Here is a 19,498-nt window from a genome sequence, read left to right on the forward strand (position 1 = left end):
GTCTATCCGGGGATTCTGGGTGAGGGTGTCATACTCGATGTTCTCCAAAATCAGGTCCCGGTAGATTTGATAGGCCGTTTCCTTTCGGCTTCCTGTCCGTTCCGGCGGCGCTGCCGCTGCCTCGTCCTCGTCCAAAGGCAAGGGGTTTGGGGAATGGATAGGAATGGAATCGGTATTTAATCCCTCTTTCTTTTGTTTTTCTGTAATTAGTTTATCTTTATTTAATTGCATTGGATTTTCCAACGTAGGGTTTTCCTGCGTGGGATTCTCCAACGTTGGATTTTCCAATGTAGGTGAAACCGATGCAGGAACGGGCTGCGGCAGCTCGAAAATCACATAGTCTGCACCACGCAGCCGCCCTTTCTCGTCCCGTTCTCTGGAACGCTGGATGTAGCCCGTCTGTTCCAGTTCCCGGATGGCCTGCCGTATCGCGTCGATGCTTTCCCGGTTGATACGGGCCAGCCCTTGCAGGGTGTAGTCCCAATCTTCCGGCAGGGAGAGCATTTGGGATAAAAGACCTTTGGCTTTCAGGGACAAGGCCCGGTTCCGCAGGTGGTGGTTTGACATGACCGTGTAGCCGCTGTTCTTTTCTACCCGAAAAACTGCCATTTCACGGATGCCTCCTTTCTGTTTTTGGGCAAAGAAAAAGCCGCAGGCTTTTTGTGAAAGTCTGCGGCTATGCCGATTGTTAGATATTCAATTCTTTGTGTTTCCGCACTCCATATCAATTACCACCGAAACGGTGATGTGATTTTCAATGCGTTTATTGCGGAGTTTATCGCCCTCGCCATCGAACACAACGTGACGAGAAAATAACGTAAAACGGAGGATTTCTACTAGATTTCTCTTTGTAGCGAAACTATCGCTTCGACGTGCCGTGTTCTTGGAAACAGATCCACCGGCTGCACCTTCTCTGCGTGATATCCATTTTGTTCCAGCCATGCAGCATCTCTTGCGGCGGTGGCGGGGTTGCAGCTGACGTAGACCACCCGGCGGGGAGCCATGCGCACCACGGCGGAAAGGGTGGCTTCGTCGCAGCCCTTGCGGGGTGGATCCAGCATTACGATGTCCGGGTGAAGGCCCTCAGCGGCAAGGCGGGTGGCGGCCTGACCGGCATCTGCGCAGAAAAATCGGCTCTTTGCGGCCACATCTGCACCCATGCGGGCAGCGTTAGCCTTGGCACTTTCAATGGCTTCCGGTACGATCTCCACACCGATCAGCTCACGGCAGTGTGCTGCCATGGAAAGACCAATAGTGCCCATGCCGCAGTAGAGGTCCAACAGCAGGTCGTCCGGGGTAAGCTGAGCATACTGGGCGGCAATGCCGTAAAGCTGCTCGGCAGCAAGGGTATTGACCTGATAGAAGGAAAGCGGGCCAAGCTGCACCGGAACACCGCACAGGGTGTCTTCAATATACCCCTGCCCATACAGGGTGTGGGTCTCGGTGCCAAGGATCACGTTGGTGTTTTTTGCATTTACGTTCAGCAGGATCGTGGTGATCTCTGCAAATTGAGCTTTCAGCCGGGTACAAAGCTCCTCGGCGCAGGGCAGCTTGGCACAGGTGCAGACAAGGCAGACCATGATCTGGCCGCTGTGAGCGCCGCGACGCAGAAAGATATGACGCACAAGGCCCTTTCCGGTCTCCTCGCCGTACGGCTGAATGCCCTTTTCTGCAAAAAAAGCGCACAATGCGTTGCCGATCTCATTCAGCACACCGGGCTGCAGGCGGCAGTCCGGGCAGGGGACGATACGATGGGTGCGCCCGGCGTAGAAGCCGATACAGGGCTTACCGCTTTTGTCCACGCCCACCGGGAACTGCACCTTATTGCGGTAGCGGTTCACTTCCGGCGAACCCACAATGGGCAGCACAGGCACATCCAATCCTCCGATGCGGGCAAAGGCATCTGCAACATTCTCCTGCTTGGCGCGCAGCTCGGCAGCATAGTCCAGATGCCGCAGGCTGCAGCCGCCGCAGGGGCCTGCCACGGCACAATCCACCGGGATACGGTCCGGCGAAGGAGTGAGCACCTCGTCCAGAATACCGAAGGCGTAGCGCTTGCAGTCCTTGACGATGAGCACCCGGGCTTCGTCGCCGGGGGCGGCACCGGGAACAAACACGGTCTCACCGTCGGGGCTGTGTGCTACGCCGCTGCCATCGCTGGAAAGACGCTCTACGCGCAGGGTGAGAACTTGATTTTTCTGTAAGGGCATGAAGGGTCTCCTTTACTGGTGGTCGGGGCCGTCGGCGGGAGCATCAGCCTGCGCCGCAAAATACTTGCTGGGCGGCACGCCCTTGGCGCGCTTGAATACCCGCGAGAAATAGAACTGGTCAAAGAAGCCTACCGACACCGCGACCTCGGCAATGGAAAGGTTGCCTGCGCGCAGCAGCTTGCAGGCTTCGTTGATGCGGTATTCGGTAAGGTAATCGATGGGGCTTTTGCCTACGTTCAGCATGAACACGCGGTACAGGTGGCTGCGGGAGACACCTACGCTTTTTGCCACATCATCAATGGAAATATCGTGTGAATAATTGAACTGGATGTACTTGATGGCGTTGAGCACATACTGGCTGGAAGAGGAAGCCGTGTGCGGCTTGCCAGCGCTGGTCTCCTTCATCAGAGAGGCGATGAAGAGATAAAGGTAGCCCACCATGGCGGCTTCATCCTGCGGCTGCAGCCCGCGGGATGAATAAATGTTGGCCAGAGCGGCACGCATCCCATCGGGGTCGTGGGTGTGATGCACCGGCGAGTCGTCGGTGAAAGGGAGCTGTGCGGCCAGTTTGTGGGCACACGCACCGTTGAAGCCTACCCAGCTGTACTCCCAAGGCTGCTGCTCATCGGCAGTATACCGGATCAGCTGGCTTGGCCGGGCAAAAAACAGCTGACCCTGGCTCACTTCCCAGGTGCGTCCGCCCACCTCGAACACGCCCTTGCCGGAAAGTACCAGATGGATCAGGTAATGGTCGCGGATACCCGGCCCCCATGTTTGGCCCGGAGCACAGCGTTCGATGCCGCAATTGAAGATGGAAAGCTCAATATTATTGGTATAATTTTGTTTGAAGGATTGCTTATATACATCTGCCATAGCCGCGTTTCCTCCGCTCTGTCACGTTGCGGGCAGCTTTGTGCCCGATCTTTGGTATAGTATACCACACATCTGCCCGCAAATTCAACAAAAGTACATCTTATTCTTTGAACTGGGTGCCAAAATTCGCGCTTTTTCAGCGTTGGAAATTGAAAAAAGCGGTTGGATGCATTACAATAGACGTAACATACCCATCTATCCCAAAGCAGCATATTGAGGGAGGAATCGTTATGGCAAACAGTGCGCAGCTCCGAAATGAGATCGCGGCGGGCAAATGGGACGATAAGCTCCGGGCACTGTATGGCGATGCGGCGCAGGAGATCTGTCGGCAGCGGGCACGCTACTGTGCTGCGCTGGAACAGTTTGAGCTGTACTTTGGGCCGGGCAGGCAGGTGCAGGTTTATTCGGCACCGGGCCGCGCAGAGCTGGGCGGTAACCACACTGATCACCAGCACGGTTATGGCCTTGCGGCGGCTGTCACGCTGGATCTTGTGGCCGTGGCTGCGCACAATACAGACGGCTACGTGCGGGTCAAATCCCGCGGGTTCAACAAGCTGGATGTGATCGACCTGACCGTGGAGGGGCCGCAGGAAGGGGAGAGCACCCACTCGGCCAGCCTGATCCGCGGCATTGCCGAGGGCTTCCGCGCGGCAGGCAAAGTGGTGGGCGGCTTTGATGCATACACGGCCAGTGATGTGCTGCGCGGCAGCGGCCTTTCCAGTTCTGCTGCCTTTGAAATGGGCATGGCTGCCATCTGGAACGGAGAATATGGCTGCGGTCTGGCCCCGGCGGAGCTGGCAAAGATCTGTCAGTATGCGGAGAATACCTATTTTGGCAAGCCCAGCGGCCTGCTGGATCAGCTGACCAGCGCAGTGGGCGGCATTATCTTTGCGGATTTTGCAGATCCCCAGCAGCCGGTTCTGGAAAAGATCCACGCCGACGGTCTGCTGCCGCCGGGCATGAGCCTGTGCGTTACCGATACGCGCGGCAGCCACAGCGAATTGACCGGTGAGTTTGCAGCCATCCGGCAGGAGATGGAGCAGATCGCAGCGTTTCTTGGCAAAAAGGTGCTGGGACAGGTGACGGAGAGCGCATTCTGGGCAGCACTGCCTGCACTGCGCAAAGCCTGCGGCGACCGCGCGGTGCTGCGCGCCATCCACTATTTTGAAGAGAACGCTCGCACCCTTGCCCAGAGGGACGCGCTGCAGGCCGGACAGTTTGCTGCCTTTGCAGCGCTGGTGCTGGAAAGCGGGCGCGCATCCTTTGCGCTATGCCAGAATGTCTACTGCAGCACCGATGTGCGGCATCAGGGGCTTTCGGTGGCACTGGCGCTGAGCCAGAGTATCCTGCAGGGCAGCACGGGAGCCTGGCGGATGCAGGGCGGCGGCTTTGCAGGCACCATTCAGGCGTATGTTCCCCAGAGCCTGCTGGAACGCTATCACAGCGAGATCGAGCGGATATTCGGCAAGGGCAGCTGCTACATTCTGCGTCTGCGGGAGCAGGGGGCAGTGAAAGTGATCTGAAAACAAAAACGCATCTGCAAGATTTTGCAGATGCGTTTTTGCTATGCTTTATACTGCTGGGAAGGTTCAGAAAACCGGTTTCGGGCCGGGAGCGGACTGAGCCTGCTCCTGCTCTTTTTCCTCTTCCCGGCGCTGCTGCTGATCCGAGATATACTGCACCATGTCCCGCTCCTCGTGGGAAAAATGGAACAGGTCTGCGATGGTATCGTAGGCGCTCACCACGAAGTTGAAGCCTGTCTTTACCACATTGAACAGCAGCATGGGCACAAAGGTGAAAGAAAGTGAAATCAATCCGCCGCTAAAGAAAAGATCGTCCAGACGCAGATTGCTGAAGAAAAGATCCAGTGCATCGCCCAGCGGCCCGCCGCCAGAAATACTGCGCAGCTCTTCTTCGGAAACAGAAATGTATGAATGCGGCATCTGAAGGTTTTTCATGGAGAAAGCTCCTTTCTGACAAGATCGTTCCGGGAATGGGATCAAACTCAGGCGGCAGCGGTTCCCTCGGCCTGAGCGGCATCAAAGCTCGGCATGGGGTTCACGATCTGATCGTAGATGCTTGTAACGGTACGAATGACGTTCATGACCTGCGAATAGACATAGACACCGGCCAGACCGGCAACGCCCACAGAAGCGATACGGCTCCAGGTGTTCATCTTATCCCAAGTGTGATAGAAGGTGCCGGACAGGCTCAGACCATTCGACAGACCGGACTGCACACGGCCTGCGATGTACCGGAAGGAATAGTTGGTCATCAGCACGAACAGGTTGATCGCTGCATTCTGGCAGAATGTAGCAAACTGATCGGTGTTGAAATAAATATCGTGATTAAAGGCTGAGCCAAGGTAGATGGACTGACCGCCATCCAGATAGGTCATTTCCTCTTCGGAGATAACGGCATAGGAAGCCGGTAAAAGCATGGTATTTTGATTGGGATGATCCATGATGGAAGAACTCCTTTCCGTAGTGGAATCTGCACAAAGGCAGACAATAATACTATCTGAATTGTAACATAACTGTGTCCAAATAACAAGAGCAGAGATGTGCAAAATCATGATACATTTGTGAATAAACTGTTGCGGAAAGACGGTAAAATCACGGATATCAGCCCAAAAATGCGCAATATGTCCATAATCTGGTCCTGAAAAAATGTTCTGTAGAAAAAGCAAAAGCGCCTGCAGATTCCGGGTGCAGGCGCTTTTATGGGGAGAAAATGATCGGGGAATTACTGTGCCCGTTCGTAGAGCACGGTCAGCTGCGCAATGTGCCCGGCCAGTGCTTCCGGCAGGGGACAGGTGAGCCGCCACTGCCAGTTGGAGCCTTGGGTGCTGGGAGTGTTGATGCGGGCCTCACTGCCCAGATGCAGCCAGTCCGCCAGAGGAATCACAGCGGTATCCGATACACTGGCAAGGCAGGCACAGATCATAGCCTCGGTCAGCTCTTCCGGCTGGCAGCGCAGGTAGCGGCAGGCATAGGCCACATCCTCGGCACTGGCGTTGGTACGCCAGCCTTCGGTGGTCACATTGTCGTGGGTGCCGGTGTACACCACGCTGTTGCGGTGGTAGGTGTGGGGCAGGTAATTGCCGGATTCCCGGCTGTCAAAGGCAAACTGCATGATCTTCATGCCCGGGTAGCCGCTGGCAGAAAGCATGGCCTTGACCTCCGGGGTCAGGTAGCCAAGATCCTCGGCAATGATGCCGCCCTCGCCAAGGCTTTCGTGCATGGCGTTGATAAAATCGCGGTCAGGGCCTTTTTCCCAGTGGCCGCCCGCCGCCGTTTTGTTCCCGGCGGGAATGGAGTAATAGCTCTCGAAGCCGCGGAAGTGGTCGATGCGCACCACATCGTAAATGGAGGTGGCGTGCTTCATGCGCTGTTTCCACCACGCAAAGCCGGTGGCCTTGTGAACAGGCCAATCGTACAGCGGATTGCCCCATAGCTGACCATCCGCTGCAAAGGCATCCGGCGGGCATCCGGCAACCTGCGTCAGGTGCATCTGGCCATCGGTCTGGAACAGTTCCGGGTGGGTCCACAGATCGCTGGAATCCGGGCTGACATAGATGGGAATATCGCCCACCAGCTTGATGCCCTTGCTGTTGGCGTAAGCCTTCAGGGCGTTCCACTGGGTGTAGAAGAAGAACTGCACCGCCTTGTAGTAGCCAATGCTTCCGGCAAGCGCTGCTTTGGCTTCGGCAATGGCTTCCGGCTGGCGGCAGCGCAGTGCATCCGGCCAGTCAGCAAGGCCGGCCTGACCCTGTGCAGTTTTCACAGCCATGAACAGGGCGTAATCCTCCAGCCAGAAAGCCTGCTCTTTGCAGAAGGCTTTGTAGGCGGGGGAGAAAGCTGCCAGCAGACGGTCAGCAGCCTTTTTCAGGACAACAGGCCGCTCGTTGTAAAGGGCACCGTAGTCGACAGAACCGACCGGCTTTTCAGCGGGGATCTCGTCGGCGGTCAGCAAATCGTCCGCAGCCAGCAGGCGGTAATCGATAAAATAGGGATTTCCGGCAAAGGCGGAGAAGCTCTGGTAAGGGCTGTCGCCGTAGCCGGTGGGGCCGATGGGCAGGATCTGCCAGTAGGTCTGCTTTGCATCGGCCAGAAAATCCACGAATGCAAAGGCCTCTTTTCCCAGCGTACCGATGCCAAAAGGCCCCGGCAGACTGAAAACGGGCATCAGAATGCCGCTTGCACGCATAGTGTGCGCACCTCCTTAGCCCTTCACAGCACCTGCAACCACGCCCTCGATGATGTACTTCTGGCAGGTGATGTACAGGATGATGATGGGGATGATGGCAATGATGATGCAGGCCATCATGGGAGCCAGCTCCACACGGCCGTAGCCGCCGCGGAAGTACTGGATGGCCATGGGAATGGTGCGGTATTTCTTGATGTCCAGCACCAGAGTGGGCAGCAGGTAGTCGTTCCACACCCACATAGTCTCGAGGATGGCGGTGGAGATCATGGTGGGCTTGAGGATGGGGAATACGACCTTGAAGAAGATCTGAATGGGGTTGCAGCCGTCGATCATGGCCGCTTCCTCAATTTCCATGGGCACGCTCTTCATGAAGCCGGTGAACATGAACACGGCCAGACCAGCACCGAAGCCCAGATAGATGATGCAGATGTTCCACGGGGTGTTCAGATTGAGCTGGTCAGCGGTCTTGGACAGGGTGAACATGACCATCTGGAAGGGCACGACCATGGAGAACACGATCAGCAGGTTCATGAACTTGCTCAGCTTATTGTTCACGCGGGTGAGGTACCAACCGGTCATGGAGCAGCACAGCAGGATCAGCGCCACACTGGTAACGGTGATGACAAGGCTGTAGCCAAGGCTGGAAAGAAAGCCCATCTTGGTGACACCGTAAACGTAGTTGCTCAGGCCCGCAAAGGTCTCGGCGGTGGGCAGCTTGAACACAGTGGAGGTGGTAAAGGTGCCCTCGATCTTCAAGCTGTTCAGCAGGATCAGCACGATGGGGTAGATCCACAGCAGACTCAGCAGCGTCATGATGACGGTGAGGATGTTATCCCACATTTTTTTTTGTTTAGGCATTACTGCTGCACCTCCTTGGAACGGGTAAAGTGGAGCTGGATCAGAGAAATGACCACGACGATCAGGAAGAACACCACAGCCTTCGCCTGACCAATGCCCTTCCACTGGGCACCGGAACGGCCATAGAAGGTGTTGTAGATGTTCAGGGCCAGCATTTCACTGGCGTTGGCGGGTTCGCCTGCGGTCAGGGCAACGTTCTGGTCGAACAGTTTGAAGCTGTTGGTCAGGGTCAGGAAGGTGCAGATGGTCACGCTGGGCATGACCATGGGAATCTTGATCTTGAACAGGATCTCGCGGTCGTTGGCACCGTCGATCTTAGCGGCTTCGATCAGGTCGCCGGGCACGCTCTGCAGGCCGGCAACGTAAATGATCATCATATAGCCGATCTGCTGCCAGCACATCAGGATGACCAGACCGACGAAACCGGCCTTGGCATCCAGCGCCAGCAGGGGCTTCTGCAGGTTGGCCAGCACACCGTTGAGCAGGATCTGCCAGATGTAGCCCAGCAGGATGCCGCCGATCAGGTTGGGCATGAAGTAGACGGTACGGAAGATGTTGGTGCCGCGGATGCCGCGGGTGAGCACCAGCGCAATGGCAAAGGCGCAGACGTTGATGAGCACGGTGGATACTACAGTGAAGGCTGCGGTAAAGCCGAAGGCGTGCAGGAAGGTGGAATCCTGAAATACGCTGATGTAGTTCTGGATGCCCACAAAGGTGGTCTTGCTAACAGTAGTGAACCGCTGGAACGAAAGGTAAATGCCCCAGATAAAGGGCCAGATAAAGCCGATGATGAACGCGAGCAGCGTGGGCAGCACGAACACTGGCCAATATTTGCTGATGGCTTTTTGCATGATGTACCTCCTATATGCGGAGTGGTTAACAAAAAAGGGGAGGCGGGGCGAACTTCTTCGCCCGCCTCCCTGTTCAGTTCTTTTTTTATGGAGCGATCAGGAGCTTAGCCGTTTGCCAGCTTGTATTCCTTGGCCCAGCCATCGACGAAGGCGGTCACAACGCCATCCCAGTCGCCGGTGCCTGCTGCGTAAGCGGTCAGAGCGGAACCAACGCCGTTCTTCCACTCTTCAGAAGGCATAGTGGAGAAGCACCAGTCAACACTGGTCTTGCCCGCAGCAACGTAGTCGTTTGCAATGGCGATCAGAGGATTGGTGGAGTCCTTGGCAGCCTTGAAGGGGATCACGAAGCCCATGTCGTCGGCCATTGCGCTGGTGCCGGCCTCGGAGGTGACACACCAGTACAGGAAGTCCAGAGTAGCCTGAATGTCGGCATCAGAAGAGGTGTTGTTCACGCACCAGAAGTTCTCGGAACCGGTGCACAGGCCCTGATTCTCCTCGCCATCCACGCCGATGTAGATGGGCAGCATACCCAGATTGTCGTCACCCAGATCCTTCACATCGCTGTAAGCCCAGGTACCGTTCTGGTAGAACACAGCTTTCTTGCCCACGAACTCAGCCACAGCGTCGTTGCCGGTCTTGGAAGCCAGCAGGGTGGGGTCGCAGGTGGAATCGGTGATGTACAGATCCCAGATCTGCTTGTAGTTGTCCAGATAGGTGCCCTTGATGGCATCGGTGGAGCTGATACCGTCTGCCTTGTACTCGTAGTAGATGGGCAGGTTTGCCAGATGGGTCTTGAAGCGCCAGTCAGAAGAACCGTCCATGCCGGCAGAAGTGAAAGCACCGTCCACGCCCAGCTCAGCCTTGCGTGCCTGAATATCGTCAGCGACCTTCTTCAGATCAGCAAAGCCCTTGATATCGTCCTGCGTGTAGCCGGCGGCGCTCAGCAGTTCCTTGTTATAGATGATGCCGTAGGTCTCGATGACATATGCAATGCTGGTAACAGCGTCGCCATCCTTCAGTGCGAAGGAGTCGCTGGTCAGCTCACCATAGACCTGACTGCCGGACAGATCGTAGCAGTAATCCTTCCAGTTTGCCAGACCCACAGGGCCGTTCACCTGGAACAGGGTGGGAGCTTCGCTCTTTTCCATCTCGCTCATCAGGGTGGTCTCGTACTGGCCGGAAGCAGCGGTAACGACAGTCACAGGCACGCCGGTCTCCTTGGTGTACTCGGCGGCCAGATCCTGCCAAGCCTGATCCTGCTCGGGCTTGAAGTTCAGGTAGTAGACCTTGCCGTCAGCCTTTGCAGCAGTGCTGGAAGCAGCAGCAGAACCGGCAGCAGAGGAAGCGGTGCTGTTGGAAGAGCCGCCGCAGGCAGCCAGACCCAGAGCAGCGGCGGAAACGCCAGCGGCCTTCAGGAAGTTACGACGAGTGATCATTTTCTTCATAATAAGTTCTCCTTCTTATTAAAAATAAACAATTTTAAAATCTCCGTCCCCTGACGGAGGGAATACAAAGTTTAGATGCTCCTCACGCTCTCACCCTGCTGCAGCTCCGGCTGCAAGGTGATGGTCTGGGCCGGGGCACCGTGCTCGATCTGCCGCACCAGCAGCTCAATGCTCTGCAGTGAGATCTGTTCGCTGGGCTGCACAACGGTAGTCAGAACAGGCACACAGTAACGGGACATCGTGATGCCGTCAAAGCCGATCACCGAAATATCCTCCGGCACCCGCAGCCCGGCGCTCACCAACGCGCGGATGGCACCTAAGGCGATCACATCGCTCATGGCGAACAGGGCGGTGAAGTCGGCCCGGCGGGCCAGCAGGCTGTTCACAGCGTGATAGGCAGACTCAAAATCGTAGTTGGAAAGGCCGTACAGCTTGTCGCTGAACAGGATGCCTGCGTCCCGCATCGCCTGCTGTGCACCCTCGCGGCGCATCACGCTGGGATAGCTGGTGACAGGACCGCCCAGCACTGCGATCTTGCGGTGCCCCTGCTGGATAAGGTAGTCCACAGCAGCGTAGGCTGCGGCGCGGTCATCCACGCCCACCATGGAAAGATTAGGAAAGTCCAGCTCGTCGGAGACCAGTGTGGTCAGCACCGAGGGGACTGTGATATTGGCAAAGCCCTTTTTGAAGTTGGCTACGCTGCCGCCCAGAAAAATCATACCTTTGGGCTTGATCTCCCGCAGGATCTTTTCGGCGGCATCGATCTCGTTGGCGTTTTCATCCAGATAGGAAACGATGCCATTGTAGCCATACAGGGTAGCGGCCCGCTGCAGCTGGACTAAGAAGTCCGAGAAGAAGAGATTGCGGGTGCCTTTGACCACGAACACCAGACTGCGGGACTGCTGGATCTTCAGCTGCCGTGCATTGGTGTTGGGCACGAACCCGGCCTCCCGCATTACCTTAAGTACATGTTCCTTGGTCTCGGGCCGGACATCGGGCCGGTCGTTGATGACACGAGAAATGGTGCTCACCGAGCAGCCGCTGATCCGGGCAATGTCCTTAATGGTCAGATTCGGCATTTTGTCGGAGTACCTCACTTTCGGTAATAAATTCGGGAACGTTGTCGGGAACGTTTTCAGTGGCTATAGTATGGCATAATTTGTATAAAAAATCAATAACCTAAAAGTGTTTTCGTGAAAATTGCACAGCATCTTGAGCTGTTTTTGTGCAGATTGAATTGCGTACAAATCAAAATATGCCGACAGTTCCGCAAATTCCCGGTACGAATCAGAAACAACCGGTAAAACCGTACCAATTTGTAACTTTTCAACATAGAGCAGTGGTTTTATAAAAGGAGAAAGAAAAAAGCAATGCCCGGCAGATAACACAGCCTGCCGGGCATTGCATGGTTTTGAAATGGTTTATCCGCTTTTTCAAAAATACGGGTGCTGATAGGGTTCGGGTTCCGGGCCGCAGTACAGGCCAAACGCATCGCAGATCCAGTAGCTGCCGTCCTCCATGGGCACGCGGCACCACTGGTGGCTGTACTGGTTCTCGTTCACATGCTCATAGGGGATGCCCAGAATGTCCAGACACAGAGCGGTGGCCCGGGCACACCCGGCACAGGATGCTGTGCGCAGTACAAAATAACCGTAGGGGTCGTTGTAATGGTTGGCTTCCATAGAGTAAGCCATGGAGCCATCATCCACCACCGCACGCAGGGCAGAGGCAATGCCGTAAAGCTGGTCTTCCCGGCTCATGAGCGCCAGCGGTGTGACCACCTTCAGCGCTTCCTGATATGCCTGCGCAAACTCCTCATCGGTGCATTTGCGCTTGAGAGACTTGTAGTGAGCCAGCTTGTTGATGGCCACCGGCGACCAGAGAGAAGAAAACTGCGCTTCGGTCAAAGACAGCTCGTCATCACCGGCAATGCCGTCCGCAGAAGGTTTGCGGCCTTCGCCAATGCCGTGGTCCAGATAATGACGCAGCAGCGCATCTTCGTCATTGCCGCATACGGCTGCAACATCCGGATACTGTGCAGCGTAGTATGCTGCATCAAAGGTAGAAAGCGCAGCAGCGGAAAGACCGGTCTGTGCAGCCAGCAGCACACCGGCCGTAAGCGCCGCAAGTCTAAGATACCGTTTTTTCATGACAGAAAACCTCCTCAGAAAAAATAAAACGCGCCCTGAACTCAGTATAGCACATCTGGGCCGGAAGGAAAAGACAAAAAAAGCGCTTCCACCTTGTCATCGGTGAGAGCGCTTTGCTGATTGCTGATTATTCTGATCGGGTTTGATTATTTTGATTAGTCGCTGACGTAGGGCATCAGAGCAACGTGACGAGCACGCTTGATGGCGATGGTCAGTGCGCGCTGATGATAAGCGCAGGTGCCGGTCACACGGCGGGGAATGATCTTTGCACGCTCAGAGACGTACTTACGCAGACGGGGCACGTCCTTGTAATCGATGGTGTCGATACGATCGACACAGAAGCTGCAAACCTTCTTGCGGCCGCGACGCATGGGGCGTGCGGGGCGAGAGCCTTCGGTTCTTTCAAAAGCCATTGCTTATTACCTCCTATTGGATTTTTAACGGATTGACCGTTTCGTGTCAGAACGGCAGGTCGTCGCTGTCGTCGATGACGGCGAAGTCGTCTGCACTGCCGGCAGAGTAGCTGGGAGCTGCCTCCACAGCGGCCGGGCGGGCAGGCGCTGCGTTCTGGTAGGCGGGAGCAGAATTATTCTGATAATTTGCTCCGCCGCCTGCATTGCTGTTTTTGGAGCCTGCAAAGTTGATATTGTTGGCTACCACTTCCACAGCGGTGCGGTTGTTGCCGTTCTTATCCTGATACTGGCGGGTCTGAAGACTGCCTTCAATGGCAATCAGACTGCCCTTCTGGAAATACTTGCAAACAAACTCGGCCTGCTGACGCCATGCAACGATATCGATAAAATCGGCCTGACGCTGCTCGCCCTGACGCGCAAAATTGCGGTCACAGGCAATGCGGAAGCTGCACACATTGGTACCCTGCGGGGTGGTGCGCAGTTCGGGATCCGCCACAAGACGGCCCATGATGGCAACAACATTCAACATTTTACGGTCTCCCTTTCTGTCACAGAAGGATTACTCCTCGTGAGCAATGATCAGGCTGCGCATAACGCCTTCAGTGATCTTGTACACACGGTCCAGCTCAGCAGGGAAGCTGGGCTCGCTGGTGAAGTCGATCACGGTGTAAACGCCTTCCTCCTCGTCGTTGATGGGGTAGGCCAGACGGCGCTTGCCCCACTCGTCGATGGAATCGATCGTACCGTTAGCCTCGATCAGGGACTTGAACTTACCAACCAGAGCGGCGGTAGCCTCCTCGTCGAGAGCGGCGCTGGTAATCAGCATGGTTTCGTACTTTGCCATTTTGTAGCACCTCCTTTTGGACTTAAGGGTCCTGCAATCACAGGACCAAGGGTACACACAAAACGCGGCATCGCGCCTTGTGTGCGGCGTGTCTGTTCAGACAGCAATTTATTATAGCAAGCTGTGTGGATTCTGTCAAGCTTTTTCCGAAAAAAGATATAATAAAAAATATTTTGATTTTTTTGTGAAAGAGGACTATAATATAGTAGCTTTCAGAGGATGAACGGCAAAGCAGCCGGGGATCGGCCGTCTCTCTGCTCTCTGTTATCCGTCTTCGAAAGGAATGTATATATGGTTCTGGGAATTTTATAGTAAAGGAAGGATTCTTTGTGTATTCGGTTTTCCGTAACCTGGCAATCATCATCCTCAGCGCAAAGTTCTTTGGCCTGGTGGCCCGCAAGTGCAAGGCCCCGCAGGTGGTGGGTGAGATCCTTGCCGGTTTGATCATCGGTCCGTGCATCCTGAACCTCGTGCAGACCAGTGACGCCATCTCCACCTTTGCGGAGATCGGCGTGGTCATGCTGATGTTCACCACGGGCCTTGGCACCAATCTGAAGGAACTGATCAAAGCCGGCCCCATCGCCACCCTGATCGCCTGCGTGGGCGTAGCCGTTCCGCTGGTGGGCGGCACCCTGCTGTACAGTGCGTTCTACGGCTTCTCTGCCGTGGGCAGCCCTGAGTTCTACCGTGCCCTGTTCATCGGCACCATCATGACCGCCACCAGCGTGTCCATTACGGTGGCAACGCTGCAGGAGATGGGCCACCTGAAGAGCTTTCTCGGCACCACCATCGTCAGTGCCGCCGTCATTGATGATGTCATCGGCATTGTGGTGCTGACCTGCGTGTTGGGCGCAAGCTCCGGCACCGGCACGGGTCTGGGCAAGGTGCTCATCAATACGGTGCTGTTCTTTGCCACTGCCGTGGGCGTGGGCGTTGTGGCTCACTTTGCTATGACATGGCTGGACAAGCGCAATCCCCACACCCAGCGCATCACCATCGTGAGCATGGCGTTCTGCTTTGCCATGGCCTACATCGCCGAGGAATACTTTGGCATTGCCGATATCACGGGCGCATACATTGCAGGCATCGTGCTGTGCACCATGGACGATGCCTCCTACGTGGAGCGCCGCGTGGATATCAGCAATTATATCATTTTTGCGCCCATCTTCTTTGCATCCATCGGCTTGAAGACCGACATCAGCGGCCTGACGCCGGAAATCTTCCTGTTCTGTGTCTGCTTCGTCATTGTAGCACTTATCACCAAGATCATCGGCTGCGGCCTTGCGGCCAAGATCTGCCGCTTCAACTGGGGCGACTCCCTCAAGATCGGCGTTGGCATGATGACCCGCGGCGAGGTGGCGCTGATCGTGGCCCAGAAGGGCCTGGATGTCGGCGTGGTGGACTCGGTCTACTTTACCGCTGTGATCCTGCTGATCGTGGTGTCCAGCGTGGCAACTCCGCTGGTGCTGAAGGCGCTCTTTACCAAGATGCCGCCGCAGAAGCACCCCAGTCAGGTAAATGAGTAAACAACAAAAAAGATCCTCCGACAGGTCTGCCGGAGGATCTTTTATTTTCAGGATAAGTTACAGTGTCTTGCAGAACTCCTTCAGGTAAGCGCGGAATTCTTCGCCGATCTCAGGATGCTGCAGAGCCAGCTCCACCTGCGCCTCTACCACCTTGAGCTTGTTGCCCATGTCGTAGTGCTTGCCGGTGAACTCAACGGCGGTCATGCCGCCGCGGGTGCGGGCATACTCGGCCATGGCATCGGTCAGCTGGATCTCGCCGCCTGCGCCGGGCTTGGTGTGGGCAAGGATATCGTAGATCTCCGGGGTCAGCAGCACGCGTCCCAGAATGGAGTAGTTGCTGAACTCCTGTCCCTTCTTGGGCTTCTCGATCATGTCGTCCACAAAGAAATAGTTGTCGTGGATGGGGGTGGTCTTCAGGCTGCAGTACCGGCTCACATCTTCCCATGGCACTGCGGAAACGCCTGCCGCCGGGCGGCCGAACTCCTCATAGGCGCGGATCAGCTGGGCACACACCGGGTCCTCGCCCCAGATCACGTCGTCGCCATAGATCACCACGAAGGGATCATCACCGGTGAAAGCCTTGGCAGTATTCACGGCATGGCCCAGACCCAGCGTTTGCTTCTGGCGCACAAAGAGGATGTTTGCCATGTTGGCGATGCCAAGGCACTCTTCCAGAGCCTTTTCCTTGCCGGGCTTTGCCAGCTTTTCTTCCAGCTCAGGGCTGCGGTCAAAGTGATCCTCAATGATGCTCTGGTTGCGGCCCAGAATGATGAGGATATCGGTGATGCCGGAACGCACGGCTTCTTCCACCAGATACTGGATGGCGGGCTTGTCCACGATGGGCAGCATGCCCTTGGGCATAGCTTTGGTGGCGGGCAGCACGCGGGTGCCAAGACCGGCGGCAGGGATGACGGCTTTGGTGACTTTCTTCATCATGATTCGTTTCTCCTTACTATTTCAATGCCTGCGACACCGGCCGTGCAGGCCGACCGCCGCAGGACCCCAATGCGTTTTCAGATCATGCCGGCCAGTGCATCCAGGTTGGGACCCATCAGCACGGTAGCACAGGCACCCAGCACCATCAGCAGTACAAAGGCACCGATCACACCGGCGATGCTCACGCCGCCCTGCGCAGACAGGACCGCACGGCGCTGGGCAGCGTCCGGGAACTCGGCGCGGATGCGGCGGATGCGCTCGGCTGCGCTTTTGCGGTACAGCCACTTGGCGTACAGGGTGCGCAGCATCACCAGTGCAAAGCTGAACACCGTCATAATGCGGGAAAGCACGACGATGGCAGTGCTGCTGATGCCCGCGGTGAGCGGACTGCCGGTGGCCTGCATCATGCTCAGCAGGGTGGGCAGGGCCACCACCAGCTCTGCGGCCAGAAAACCAAAGGCCGGCTTCCACGCCTTGCGGTAGAAGAAATAGAACGGGCCGAACACCAGCGCCGAGAAGCACATGGAAATTTTGGTGTGCTGCAGCTGCATCCGGCTGTAATCGTTCAGGTAGACGGGCGCGGCCTTGCCAATATAATCGTTCCAGTCGCTGTAAGGGATGCCGTCGATCAGCTCTTCCTTGCCAAAGGCCGCCTGCACGTTGCGGCGGGTGGGTTCCTCCACCGTCTGCTGATACTGGCGGTAAAGGTCGTTGTAATCAAAGCGTCCGTCTGCGTCGGTGCCGGGCTGGCTCTGGGTGGGCGGCTCCGGGCACTGGCTCTCCGGCGGAAGAACGGCACCGCAGCAGCGGCAGCGCTCTTCGGTGCGCAGGGTGCGCTCACCGCAGCTGGGGCAGGTGCGCAGAGCATCGTCTTTGTACGGGAACGTCCATTCATAGCCCGCGCCATGGGCGGGGGTGTGGATGCAGCGGCCAAGCTTTTCGTAGCACTCGCGGTGATAGGGTGCGCCGCAGTCCGGGCAGACCACGATATCATCGGTCAGCGCCAGCGGTCTGCCGCAGCCTTCGCAGGGACAGCCATAATATTTCGGCATGATTTCCTCCTGTTGTATGGTTCATACTGGTATTATACTCCCCTGAAAGAGAAAAGAAAAGGTGAAAATCTTCAAAATTCCAGCAGGATAATCCATTTACCCCTTTACTTTAGCATAGATTCTCGGTATACTAATGAAGTATCTGTGTATAAACTGTGTCTTTTGGCAAGTACAAAGGACTTTACCTTATTTATCATTTCGAGAGGGATTTAGAGAATGATCACGATTGACGAACTGAAGGTGCAGCTTGCCGATTACGGCAAGGCGGTCAAGGACTTGGAAGAAGCTCTTGCCATTGATGCCTCCCGCAAGCGCGTGCAGGAGCTGGAGCACACCATGAGCCGCCCCGGCTTTTATGATGATGCAGACCTGAGCAAGAAGGTCTTTGACGAAGTGGGCGACCTGAAGGGCAAGCTGAGCCGCTTTGAAAAGCTGCAGGGCCTGTACGATGATGCCGAGACCATGCTGGAAATGCTGGATGAAGAATACGACCCCGCCATGATCCCCGAAGCAGAGGAGTCTGTGAACGCTGTGGGCAAGGCTGTGGACGAGCTGCAGCTGATGACCATGCTGAACGGTGAGTACGACCACAGCAACGCCATCCTGACCTTCCATGCCGGTACCGGCGGCACCGAGGCACAGGACTGGGCCGAAATGCTGTACCGCATGTACAACAAGTGGGCTTCCAACCACGGCATGACCGTGGAGGTTCTGGATTATCAGGACGGTGATGAAGCCGGCATGAAGAGCGCCTCCATGATGGTGAAGGGTGCCAACGCCTACGGCCTGCTCAAGAGCGAGAACGGTGTGCACCGTCTGGTGCGCGTGTCGCCCTTTGACGCCAACGCCCGCCGCCAGACCAGCTTTGCTTCGCTGGAAGTGATGCCTGAGCTGGATAACACCATTCAGGTGGATATCCGCCCCGAGGACATTGAGATGCAGGTGTACCGTTCCTCCGGTGCAGGCGGCCAGCACATCAATAAGACCTCTTCCGCTGTCCGTCTGATCCACAAGCCCACCGGCGTCGTGGTCAGCTGCCAGACCCAGCGCAGCCAGTTCCAGAACCGTGACTACGCCATGGAAATGCTGAAGGCAAAGCTGTATCAGATCGCAAAGCAGCAGCATATGGATAAGATCGACGACATCAAGGGCGTGCAGAACGAGATCGCATGGGGTCACCAGATCCGCAGCTATGTGTTCATGCCCTACACCATGGTCAAGGATCACCGCACCAACTACGAGACCGGCAATGTGGATGCCGTGATGGACGGCGATCTGGACGGTTTCATCTTCGCATACCTCAAGGCTGCAAGCCGCGGGGAACTGCAGGATACCTGATCTTGAACGTATAAAATGCAAAGGCCGTGCTTCCTTTTATGGAGGCACGGCCTTTTTTGTGTTCTTACGCCAGATCGGGCAGAATGGTATCCCAGAGATTTTCCTCCTGCCGCAGGGCGTTGAAGCAGCAGTCCAAGTACATTTTGTTTGCCGCTGCAAGGATCGTGCTGCGGAGAAGCAGCTTTTCATCTGCGGCATCCACGGCAAGGTCGCGGATCTCCCTGGTGCAGCCGAATACAAACGGCAGGCAGTTCTCCATCTCGTCGCAGAAGTAGTCGTAAGCTGCCCCGGCGGAACAGTGCGCCCGCTGCATTTTAAACAGGGCATCGATGTTTTCCATTGAGAGCACCGTTTTGGAGACTGCAATGTACATCAGGGATGCGATCTGATCGCGGGCGTACTTCTTGCGCACCGGGTGGGACAAAATGCCCTTTTTAACGTAGTTGCTTACCATGGAAGAGGTGAGCTCCACGCCGCAGAAGGTGCGGAAATAGCTGTTGACGTACTGCACGGTCTGGTCAAGATAAAGCCCCATCTGCGGGAGATCGGCGTACCGGGGCAGGGCAAACCCGGCGGCGCAGGCCGCAACGCGGCATTTGGTTTCAGTTTTCATATCGTAAGCAGTTTTCTAAGGTTGGCGCAGCTGGGCTGCGCGGGATACAGAAAATGGTTTTCTGGCGGTATTATAGCGCAAATCGGTTCTCTGGTCAACGGATTTTTAAAACTTTTGAAAGAATGCATAAAATCCCTTGACAGGTTTTTGAAAAACTGCTATGATGTCTGCAGTGAACCG

The 19,498-nt window shown here is 56.1% G+C and carries 20 protein-coding genes; 3 read left to right on the forward strand and 17 right to left on the reverse strand.

What is annotated here, in order from left to right:
• From DW937_RS15240 to DW937_RS12970, 3 genes are all read right to left on the reverse strand, one after another.
• Positions 1 to 609: DUF6017 domain-containing protein (locus DW937_RS15240; RefSeq protein ID WP_243111483.1), on the reverse strand; the 609-nt coding region annotated here is incomplete at its 3' end.
• A gap of 227 nt (positions 610 to 836) precedes the next feature.
• Positions 837 to 2,210, reverse strand: a complete 1,374-nt coding sequence (gene rlmD / locus DW937_RS12965; protein WP_120121219.1) for a 23S rRNA (uracil(1939)-C(5))-methyltransferase RlmD — start codon at positions 2,208 to 2,210, stop codon at positions 837 to 839.
• Positions 2,211 to 2,222: 12 nt separating this feature from the next.
• Complete coding sequence (locus DW937_RS12970) at positions 2,223 to 3,083, reverse strand: AraC family transcriptional regulator (RefSeq protein WP_005939008.1); 861 nt, start codon at positions 3,081 to 3,083, stop codon at positions 2,223 to 2,225.
• Between the two features lie 230 nt (positions 3,084 to 3,313).
• Between DW937_RS12970 and DW937_RS12975 the strand changes: the two genes are divergently transcribed.
• Positions 3,314 to 4,606, forward strand: coding sequence for a galactokinase family protein (locus DW937_RS12975; protein ID WP_120121221.1), 1,293 nt, complete (start codon positions 3,314 to 3,316; stop codon positions 4,604 to 4,606).
• A gap of 66 nt (positions 4,607 to 4,672) precedes the next feature.
• Here DW937_RS12975 and DW937_RS12980 read toward each other — a convergent pair whose 3' ends face one another.
• From DW937_RS12980 to rpsF, 11 genes are all read right to left on the reverse strand, one after another.
• The gene (locus DW937_RS12980; protein ID WP_120121223.1) at positions 4,673 to 5,041 is read right to left on the reverse strand and encodes a hypothetical protein; all 369 of its coding nucleotides are present in this window, start codon (positions 5,039 to 5,041) and stop codon (positions 4,673 to 4,675) included.
• Positions 5,042 to 5,088: 47 nt separating this feature from the next.
• Entirely contained in the window at positions 5,089 to 5,547 is a 459-nt protein-coding gene (locus tag DW937_RS12985; protein WP_097777666.1) for a hypothetical protein, read from the reverse strand.
• Between the two features lie 281 nt (positions 5,548 to 5,828).
• Positions 5,829 to 7,292 (reverse strand): 4-alpha-glucanotransferase, encoded by a 1,464-nt coding sequence (gene malQ, locus DW937_RS12990; protein WP_120121224.1) that lies wholly within the window; start codon positions 7,290 to 7,292, stop codon positions 5,829 to 5,831.
• Between the two features lie 15 nt (positions 7,293 to 7,307).
• Positions 7,308 to 8,150 carry a carbohydrate ABC transporter permease gene (locus DW937_RS12995; protein ID WP_120020175.1) on the reverse strand — a complete coding sequence of 281 codons (843 nt, stop codon included), beginning with the start codon at positions 8,148 to 8,150 and terminating at the stop codon, positions 7,308 to 7,310.
• Complete coding sequence (locus DW937_RS13000) at positions 8,150 to 9,001, reverse strand: sugar ABC transporter permease (protein ID WP_118528793.1); 852 nt, start codon at positions 8,999 to 9,001, stop codon at positions 8,150 to 8,152. The genes DW937_RS12995 and DW937_RS13000 overlap by 1 nt, the downstream gene beginning before the upstream one ends.
• Positions 9,002 to 9,105: 104 nt before the next feature.
• Positions 9,106 to 10,446, reverse strand: coding sequence for an ABC transporter substrate-binding protein (locus DW937_RS13005; protein ID WP_118528795.1), 1,341 nt, complete (start codon positions 10,444 to 10,446; stop codon positions 9,106 to 9,108).
• 71 nt (positions 10,447 to 10,517) lie between these two features.
• Complete coding sequence (locus DW937_RS13010; RefSeq protein ID WP_120121226.1) at positions 10,518 to 11,525, reverse strand: LacI family DNA-binding transcriptional regulator; 1,008 nt, start codon at positions 11,523 to 11,525, stop codon at positions 10,518 to 10,520.
• A 354-nt stretch (positions 11,526 to 11,879) separates the two neighbouring features.
• Positions 11,880 to 12,596, reverse strand: coding sequence for a hypothetical protein (locus DW937_RS13015; protein WP_120121228.1), 717 nt, complete (start codon positions 12,594 to 12,596; stop codon positions 11,880 to 11,882).
• 155 nt (positions 12,597 to 12,751) lie between these two features.
• On the reverse strand, positions 12,752 to 13,009 hold the full coding sequence (gene rpsR / locus DW937_RS13020) for a 30S ribosomal protein S18 (RefSeq protein WP_015538096.1): 258 nt from the start codon (positions 13,007 to 13,009) through the stop codon (positions 12,752 to 12,754).
• Positions 13,010 to 13,055: 46 nt separating this feature from the next.
• The gene (ssb, locus tag DW937_RS13025) at positions 13,056 to 13,538 is read right to left on the reverse strand and encodes a single-stranded DNA-binding protein (RefSeq protein ID WP_118528801.1); all 483 of its coding nucleotides are present in this window, start codon (positions 13,536 to 13,538) and stop codon (positions 13,056 to 13,058) included.
• A 30-nt stretch (positions 13,539 to 13,568) separates the two neighbouring features.
• Positions 13,569 to 13,853 carry a 30S ribosomal protein S6 gene (gene rpsF / locus DW937_RS13030; protein WP_005938979.1) on the reverse strand — a complete coding sequence of 95 codons (285 nt, stop codon included), beginning with the start codon at positions 13,851 to 13,853 and terminating at the stop codon, positions 13,569 to 13,571.
• Positions 13,854 to 14,182: 329 nt separating this feature from the next.
• Here rpsF and DW937_RS13035 point away from each other — a divergent pair, with 329 nt between their 5' ends.
• A complete protein-coding gene (locus DW937_RS13035) occupies positions 14,183 to 15,379 on the forward strand; it encodes a cation:proton antiporter (RefSeq protein ID WP_120121230.1) in 1,197 nt (398 codons plus the stop codon).
• Positions 15,380 to 15,436: 57 nt separating this feature from the next.
• Here the strand turns inward: DW937_RS13035 and DW937_RS13040 are convergent, their stop codons facing one another.
• Both DW937_RS13040 and DW937_RS13045 read right to left on the reverse strand, forming a co-directional pair.
• The gene (locus tag DW937_RS13040; protein ID WP_097777715.1) at positions 15,437 to 16,312 is read right to left on the reverse strand and encodes a UTP--glucose-1-phosphate uridylyltransferase; all 876 of its coding nucleotides are present in this window, start codon (positions 16,310 to 16,312) and stop codon (positions 15,437 to 15,439) included.
• A gap of 80 nt (positions 16,313 to 16,392) precedes the next feature.
• Positions 16,393 to 17,367, reverse strand: coding sequence for an RING finger protein (locus DW937_RS13045; RefSeq protein ID WP_118528805.1), 975 nt, complete (start codon positions 17,365 to 17,367; stop codon positions 16,393 to 16,395).
• A gap of 216 nt (positions 17,368 to 17,583) precedes the next feature.
• On the opposite strand from DW937_RS13045, the gene prfB reads away from it, so the two are divergent.
• Positions 17,584 to 18,705: a peptide chain release factor 2 gene (gene prfB / locus DW937_RS13050; protein ID WP_097775423.1), complete on the forward strand. Its 1,122-nt coding sequence runs from the start codon at positions 17,584 to 17,586 to the stop codon at positions 18,703 to 18,705.
• Between the two features lie 64 nt (positions 18,706 to 18,769).
• Here prfB and DW937_RS13055 read toward each other — a convergent pair whose 3' ends face one another.
• Positions 18,770 to 19,318, reverse strand: a complete 549-nt coding sequence (locus tag DW937_RS13055; RefSeq protein WP_005938962.1) for a DUF1836 domain-containing protein — start codon at positions 19,316 to 19,318, stop codon at positions 18,770 to 18,772.
• Positions 19,319 to 19,498 lie beyond the last annotated feature (180 nt).

It is taken from the genome of Faecalibacterium sp. AM43-5AT (genome assembly GCF_003603345.1).
GTDB lineage: Bacteria > Bacillota > Clostridia > Oscillospirales > Ruminococcaceae > Faecalibacterium > Faecalibacterium taiwanense.

What these genes read in the sequence shown, in the direction of transcription:
- rlmD (WP_120121219.1), bottom strand. Translation starts at nt 2,210, where the DNA reads ATGCCCTTACAGAAAAATCAAGTTCTCACCCTGCGCGTAGAGCGTCTT.
- DW937_RS12970 (WP_005939008.1), bottom strand. Translation starts at nt 3,083, where the DNA reads ATGGCAGATGTATATAAGCAATCCTTCAAACAAAATTATACCAATAAT.
- DW937_RS12975 (WP_120121221.1), top strand. Translation starts at nt 3,314, where the DNA reads ATGGCAAACAGTGCGCAGCTCCGAAATGAGATCGCGGCGGGCAAATGG.
- DW937_RS12980 (WP_120121223.1), bottom strand. Translation starts at nt 5,041, where the DNA reads ATGAAAAACCTTCAGATGCCGCATTCATACATTTCTGTTTCCGAAGAA.
- DW937_RS12985 (WP_097777666.1), bottom strand. Translation starts at nt 5,547, where the DNA reads ATGGATCATCCCAATCAAAATACCATGCTTTTACCGGCTTCCTATGCC.
- malQ (WP_120121224.1), bottom strand. Translation starts at nt 7,292, where the DNA reads ATGCGTGCAAGCGGCATTCTGATGCCCGTTTTCAGTCTGCCGGGGCCT.
- DW937_RS12995 (WP_120020175.1), bottom strand. Translation starts at nt 8,150, where the DNA reads ATGCCTAAACAAAAAAAAATGTGGGATAACATCCTCACCGTCATCATG.
- DW937_RS13000 (WP_118528793.1), bottom strand. Translation starts at nt 9,001, where the DNA reads ATGCAAAAAGCCATCAGCAAATATTGGCCAGTGTTCGTGCTGCCCACG.
- DW937_RS13005 (WP_118528795.1), bottom strand. Translation starts at nt 10,446, where the DNA reads ATGAAGAAAATGATCACTCGTCGTAACTTCCTGAAGGCCGCTGGCGTT.
- DW937_RS13010 (WP_120121226.1), bottom strand. Translation starts at nt 11,525, where the DNA reads ATGCCGAATCTGACCATTAAGGACATTGCCCGGATCAGCGGCTGCTCG.
- DW937_RS13015 (WP_120121228.1), bottom strand. Translation starts at nt 12,596, where the DNA reads ATGAAAAAACGGTATCTTAGACTTGCGGCGCTTACGGCCGGTGTGCTG.
- rpsR (WP_015538096.1), bottom strand. Translation starts at nt 13,009, where the DNA reads ATGGCTTTTGAAAGAACCGAAGGCTCTCGCCCCGCACGCCCCATGCGT.
- ssb (WP_118528801.1), bottom strand. Translation starts at nt 13,538, where the DNA reads ATGTTGAATGTTGTTGCCATCATGGGCCGTCTTGTGGCGGATCCCGAA.
- rpsF (WP_005938979.1), bottom strand. Translation starts at nt 13,853, where the DNA reads ATGGCAAAGTACGAAACCATGCTGATTACCAGCGCCGCTCTCGACGAG.
- DW937_RS13040 (WP_097777715.1), bottom strand. Translation starts at nt 16,312, where the DNA reads ATGAAGAAAGTCACCAAAGCCGTCATCCCTGCCGCCGGTCTTGGCACC.
- DW937_RS13045 (WP_118528805.1), bottom strand. Translation starts at nt 17,367, where the DNA reads ATGCCGAAATATTATGGCTGTCCCTGCGAAGGCTGCGGCAGACCGCTG.
- prfB (WP_097775423.1), top strand. Translation starts at nt 17,584, where the DNA reads ATGATCACGATTGACGAACTGAAGGTGCAGCTTGCCGATTACGGCAAG.
- DW937_RS13055 (WP_005938962.1), bottom strand. Translation starts at nt 19,318, where the DNA reads ATGAAAACTGAAACCAAATGCCGCGTTGCGGCCTGCGCCGCCGGGTTT.